The following is a 5,821-nucleotide window of genomic DNA, read 5'->3' on the forward strand; positions in this document are numbered from 1 at the left end:
TCTTCCTCCTGTCGTGCGGTGCCGGGCAGATAGGGCGCGGTGATCTCGACGACCTCTTCCTCCTGTCGTGCGGTGCCGGGCAGATAGGGCGCGGTGATCTCGACGACCGCGCAGGCGACCTCCATGCCGGGGCCGGCCGCGAGCAGCAGGACGCGGTCCCCGGGGGCGACCTCGCCCCGTGTCCAGAGGCGTTCGAGGCCGATGAAGGGGTCGGCGGCTCCGACGTGCCCGATGTGACGGGTGAAGTCCCAGGTGCCGTCGGCGGCCTCGATCTCCAGCGGATCGAGGTAGATGGTGTGCAGGGCGCCGTCGGCGTAGTTGGTGTGACAGATCCGGGCCACCTTCTCCAGGCCGGTGTCCGCGTCCTCGAGCACCCGGTCGACGGCCTCGGCGACCACGTCGCCGAGGTGGGTCCTCGGCGGCGCCGCGCCCGCGGCCCACTGCCGGCGCCAGTGGTCGCTGCGTTCCTCGAAGTTGAGCGAACGGCCCACGGTGATGCCGGGCGGGAACAGCTCCTCCCCGCCGCGGTGCAGCTCCTCCATCGACGGCGCGGAGACCGAGCCGACCGACAGCAGCCGGGCGAATCCCTCCCGCCGGGACAGCACGGCGGCGGCGCCGCCGTCCGCGAGCAGGAACAGCCGGGAGGAGTTCCAGCGGTCCACCACGGGGGCGGAGAAGTTGTCGGCCGCGGTGAGCAGGACGGCGTCCTTGCCGTCGTCGGCGGCGAGCCGGTGGGCGGCCATCTCCAGGGCCGTCAGCATGCCGAGGCAGCCGGGGCCCACCTGGGCCGCGCCGATCGGGCGGTCCAGGGTGCGGTGCAGGACGTAGTGCGGGGCGGACCAGCCGTCGGGGCCCTGGTGGTAGGTGGCGCAGTGCAGCAGCGCGCCGTAGTCGTCGGGGGTGAGCCCGGTGCGGCCGGCCCGCCGCAGGGCGGTGCGGGCGGCCCGTACCGCGATCTCGGGTGCCGGCAGGTCGCCGGCCACCCGGACGGCGAGCATCCCGGAGGCCGCGCGGTCGGCCTCCCCGTACCAGCCCTTCGCCACGGCGTCGGCGGTGGTGACCTCCTCGGGCAGCCAGCTCCCGACGCCGGCGAGGTGCAGCCCGGTGGCCACCCTCATCGGGTACCGCCCGCCGGCACGAGGAACCGGGCGACGCTGTCGAGCTTCTCGCAGGTCTCCTCGAACTCGCGCTCCGGGGTGGAGTGCCCGACGATGCCGGCGCCGGCCCGCAGCCAGGTGCGCCCGTCCTTGCGGTAGGCGCTGCGCAGCACGAGGGCCGCGTCCATCGCACCGGTGTGGTCGACCGTGAGGACGGCGCCGCTGTAGAGGCCGCGGGACTCGGGCTCGTGGCGGCGGATCGAGTCGTACGCGGCCGACTTCGGCACTCCGGACGCGGTGACGGCGGGGAAGACCGCGCCGAAGGCGTCCCAGGCCGCGCGCCCGGGGGCGAGCTGTCCGGCGACGCGGGAGGCGAGGTGCTGGACGCTGCCGCGCTCGCGGATCGCCATGAACTCGGGGACCTCGACGGAGCCCTCGACGCAGACGTCGACCAGCTCGTCGGCGCCGACCTTGACGGAGATGGCGTGCTCGTAGACCTCCTTGGGGGATCCGAACAGGTCGGCTCGCAGGTTCTCGTCGGTGAGCAGGTCGCCGGTCAGGGCGCGGGTGCCGGCCAGCGGCTGGCTGACGACCCGGCCGTCCTCGGAGACCTGGACGACGATCTCCGGGCTGAAGCCGATGGCCTCGGTGCCGCCCAGGTTGAGCATGAAGGAGCGGGCCGGGTTGTTGCCGCGGCGGCCGGCCACGTAGGTGCCGGTCAGGTCGACCTCGTCGTCGACCTCGACCACGCGGGACAGGATGACCTTGTGCAGTTCGCCGGCGTTGATCTCGTCCACCGCGAGCCGCACCGCCTCGCGGTACTGCGGGCCGCCGGTGGCGTGCACGTCCAGCGGGCGGGGCTGTCCGGCGGAGGACGGGGAGGCGCTGGCGACGGTGGTGAGCAGGGCGTCCAGGGTGGCCTGGTCGGCGGCGCGCAGCAGGGCGTGGCCGGCCTCGAAGCGGACCTCGGCGCGCGGCACGACGAGGTGCATGAGCCGCCCGTCGCCGATCCCGTCGAGGTTGCCGTCCTTGGCGTACGACAGCTCGAAGGTGGCCCAGCCGTAGGCCCGCCAGTACGGGACGGTGACGGTGTCGAGCAGTTCGGAGACCAGGTTCAGCGGCTGGTCGTTCCACGGGCGGAAGGCGTCCGGGACGTCCTCCTGGGTCAGCCGGGCACCGGTGCGGTCCAGCGTCAGTTCGGCACGCACGCCGCCGGCGTAGGCCCAGCTGCCGCCGTTCTCGTAGACGACGTAGGACTCGTGGAGTCCGGAGTCCGCGAGACGGGCCGCGACGAGCAGCGGGTCCTCGGTGAGCTGGAGCTGGGTCTCGAAGTAGTGGCGCGGGGCGATGGGGCTCATCGGAAGGTTCCTCCTTCATAGCGGTTACCTTCAAAAACGATACGGAGGTAACAGCCTTCGCCCCAGGGCCCGTTGATTAGCCCTCCTGATCGAAGTGCGAACCCGGGCACGGCCGGATTCCGGATACGCGAAAGGGCCGCGCGGCGGGATGCCGCGCGGCCCCTGGGAGGGTGCGCCGGGTGGGCCGGGTCCGTGGACCCGGACGGGGCTCAGTTCACGTTGACCGCGGCCCAGGCGGCGGCGACCGCCGCGTACTCGGGACCGGTCGTGCCGTAGAGGTCACCGGCCGCCTTGAGGGTGGCCGTGCGGGCGCCCGCGTAGTCGGTGGAGGAGGTCATGTAGGTGGACAGCGCCTTGTACCAGATCTTGTAGGCCTTGGTCCGGCCGATGCCGGTGACCGTGGAGCCGTTCGCCGTCGGGGAGTCGTACGCGACCCCGTTGACCGTCCTGGCGCCGCTGCCCTCGGAGAGCAGGAAGAAGAAGTGGTTCGCCGGGCCCGAGGAGTAGTGGACGTCCAGGCGGCCGACGTTCTTCGACCAGGAGTCGGCGGAGTTGCCGTCGCGGCTCGGCCGGTCCATGTAGCGCAGCGGGGTGCCGTTGCCGCGGATGTCGATCTTCTCGCCGATGAGGTAGTCGCCGACGTCCGAGGAGTTGGCGGCGTAGAACTCGACCGCGGTGCCCAGGATGTCGGAGGTGGCCTCGTTCAGGCCGCCCGACTCGCGGCTGTAGCGCAGCCCGGCGGTGGAGGCGGTCAGGCCGTGGCTCATCTCGTGGCCGGCCACGTCCAGGGAGGTGAGCGGCTTGAGGTTGCCGGTGCCGTCGCCGTAGGTCATGCAGAAGCACTGGTCCGACCAGAACGCGTTGACGTACGCGTCGCCGTAGTGGACGCGGGAGTAGGCGGCGGCGCCGTCGCCCCGGATGCCGTTGCGGCCGAGCTCGTTCTTGTAGAAGTCCCAGGTGACCGCGGCGCCGTAGTGGGCGTCGGCGGCGGCGGTCTCGCGGTTGGACGCCTGGCCGTTGCCCCAGACGTCGGTGCTGTTGGTGAAGAGGCTGCCGGTGCCGTTGGTGCCACCGTTCAGGTCGTACGTCTTGTGACCGCCGCGCGCGGTGTCGGTCAGCGTGAACGAGGGGGCGGTGCCGAGGGTGACCTGACCGCTGTACTGGGTGTTGCCCGTGCCGGTGTCGATGGCCTCGTAGGAGTACAGCTCCTTGCCGGTGGTGGCGTCGGCGATCACGTGGCGTTCGCTGGGCGTGCCGTCGGCCCGGACACCGGTGACGACCGTCTCCCAGGCCAGCACGGGCTTGCCGGTCGCCGCCCAGACGACCTTGCGGGCGGAGGCCGCGGCCGGGGCCTCGGTCCCGGCGGAGGCGGCGGCGGAGGCGGCGGCCGACCGGCGGGCCGTGTCCGCGGGGACGGCGGCGGTCGTGGCGGGCACGGATATCCGGGCGTCGGTCGCCTTCGTGGTGGAGCGGGCGCCGTCCTTCTTCTTGTGCACGACGAGGTCGCCGCCGAGGACGGGGAGACCCTCGTAGGTGCGCTCGTAGCGCGTGTGGACGGTGCCGTCCGCGTCCTTGACGACGTCGCGGACGACGAGCCCCTCCCGGTCGGACAGGCCGATCGCCCGGGCGGTGGTGGCGGCCTCGGCCTGGGCGCCCTGCAGCGCGGCGGTGCGCTGCGCGGCGGAGAGGACGAGCGCGGTGGCACCGTCCTCGCGGTCGGTGGCGGCACCGGCCGATCCGGTCTGCACGCCGACGACGACCATGGCGGCAGAGGCGAGCAGGGCGGCGGCGCGCGCGGTGGCGCGGGAGGAGGGGCGGTGGTGCGAGGACTGCAGGCGGGTCACGCGGGCTCCTTCGCTGAAGCAGTGGGGGGTGGCGCGGCTGGGAGCGTGCCAGCGAAAGAAGCTCCTTGACAGGTCTGCAACAAGGATTTGACCATCACTTGTCCGGAGGGTGACGCAGGGCGTCCGATATGCGATCGAATCCGCCTGCTTAGATACGCCAATGGGAAACCTTCTTTACGTCACCGACCTCGGCTACCAGGCGCGGGGGCGCCGCTACTGCGACGAGGACATCTGGCTGAGCGGGCGGCTGCGCGAGGAGTTCGACGTCGCGCTCTGCCATCCGCTCGACGCCGCCGCGCTGATGGACCGCTTCGACGCCGTCGTGGTGCGCAACAGCGGGCCCGTCATCCACTACCAGGAGGCTTACGACGCCTTCCGCGCCGCCGCGCTGCGCGACGGCGTGCGGGTGTTCAACTCCCTCTCGGGGAAGGGTGACATGGCGGGGAAGGAGTACCTGCTCCAGCTGTCCAGGGAGGGATTTCCGGTCATTCCCACGGCGGGCCGGCGGGAGGAGTTCGGACAGCTGCCGGACGCCGAGACCTACGTCGTCAAGCCGATGCTCGGCGCGGACTCGGTCGGTCTCCGCTTCGTGGCCCGGGCGGACCTGGCGGACGTGGACCCGGCCGGCATGCTGGTCCAGCCGCGCGTCCCGTTCGCGTACGAGGTGTCGTTCTACTTCGTCGGGCGCGACTTCCAGTACGCGCTGTACGCCCCCGACCCCGAGGCGCGCTGGAGGCTGGAGCAGTACGAACCGACCTCTGAGGACCTGGAGTTCGCGCAGCGGTTCGTCGACTGGAACGACCTGCCGCACGGCATCCAGCGCGTCGACGCCTGCCGGGCGCCGGGCGGGGAGCTGCTGCTGGTGGAACTGGAGGACCTGAACCCGTACCTCTCGCTCGACCTGGTCGGGGAGACGGAGCGGGAGGCGTTCGTCGCGGCGATGAAGAGCGCGCTGCGGAAGCTGGTGGGCTGAGGGCTGTCCGCGCGCGGACCGGAGGGGGCGGCGGCTCCGGCGGGACCGGGGCCGGGGCCCGGTGGCTCACCGCCCACCCGGCCCGGCCGCCGGCCGCCCGCCTCAGCCCGCCCGGCGGCTCACGCGCTGCGCTTGCGCGGGGTCGCCTTCTTCGCCTGCTGCTTCTTCGCGGCGGTCTTCGACGTGCTCTTCGCCGTCGACGTGCTCTTCGTGGCCGCCGTCTTCTTCGCCGCCGTCTTCTTGGCGGCCGTCTTCGCCGTCGACTTCCGCGCGGGCGCCGCCGTCTTCTTCGCCGCGGTCTTCGCCGTCGACTTCTTGGCGTCCGTCTCCTTCGGTGTCGACCGCGACGACCGCGAGGCGGTCGAGGAGATGATCGCGGCCAAGGCGGAGGGCGGCGAGGGGGTGGCGCCCCCGGAGCCCGACAAGGAGGGCGGCGGCCAGGTCATCGACCTGATGGCGGCGCTGGAGAGCAGCGTCAAGGCGGCGAAGGAGGCCCGGGGCGAGGCGCCGTCCGAGGCCTCGGTGACGGAGCTGAAGGGGCGCAAGACC

General features: G+C 72.6%; 4 protein-coding genes and 1 pseudogene. 2 read left to right on the forward strand and 3 right to left on the reverse strand.

What is annotated here, in order from left to right:
* The 3 genes from EAO71_RS23045 to EAO71_RS23055 all read right to left on the reverse strand — a co-directional run.
* On the reverse strand, positions 1-1,112 hold a 1,112-nt coding region (locus EAO71_RS23045; protein WP_410094000.1), incomplete at its 3' end, for a ketoacyl-ACP synthase III family protein.
* Between the two features lie 2 nt (positions 1,113-1,114).
* Positions 1,115-2,455, reverse strand: a complete 1,341-nt coding sequence (locus EAO71_RS23050; RefSeq protein WP_147979739.1) for a salicylate synthase — start codon at positions 2,453-2,455, stop codon at positions 1,115-1,117.
* A gap of 209 nt (positions 2,456-2,664) precedes the next feature.
* Positions 2,665-4,299, reverse strand: coding sequence for a M4 family metallopeptidase (locus EAO71_RS23055; RefSeq protein WP_399757941.1), 1,635 nt, complete (start codon positions 4,297-4,299; stop codon positions 2,665-2,667).
* A 160-nt stretch (positions 4,300-4,459) separates the two neighbouring features.
* On the opposite strand from EAO71_RS23055, the gene EAO71_RS23060 reads away from it, so the two are divergent.
* Both EAO71_RS23060 and EAO71_RS23070 read left to right on the forward strand, forming a co-directional pair.
* The gene (locus EAO71_RS23060; RefSeq protein ID WP_147979740.1) at positions 4,460-5,272 is read left to right on the forward strand and encodes an ATP-grasp domain-containing protein; all 813 of its coding nucleotides are present in this window, start codon (positions 4,460-4,462) and stop codon (positions 5,270-5,272) included.
* A 306-nt stretch (positions 5,273-5,578) separates the two neighbouring features.
* Positions 5,579-5,821, forward strand: a pseudogene (locus EAO71_RS23070) (Ku protein); the annotation flags it as partial.

This window comes from Streptomyces sp. MS191, assembly GCF_008042125.1.
GTDB lineage: Bacteria > Actinomycetota > Actinomycetes > Streptomycetales > Streptomycetaceae > Streptomyces.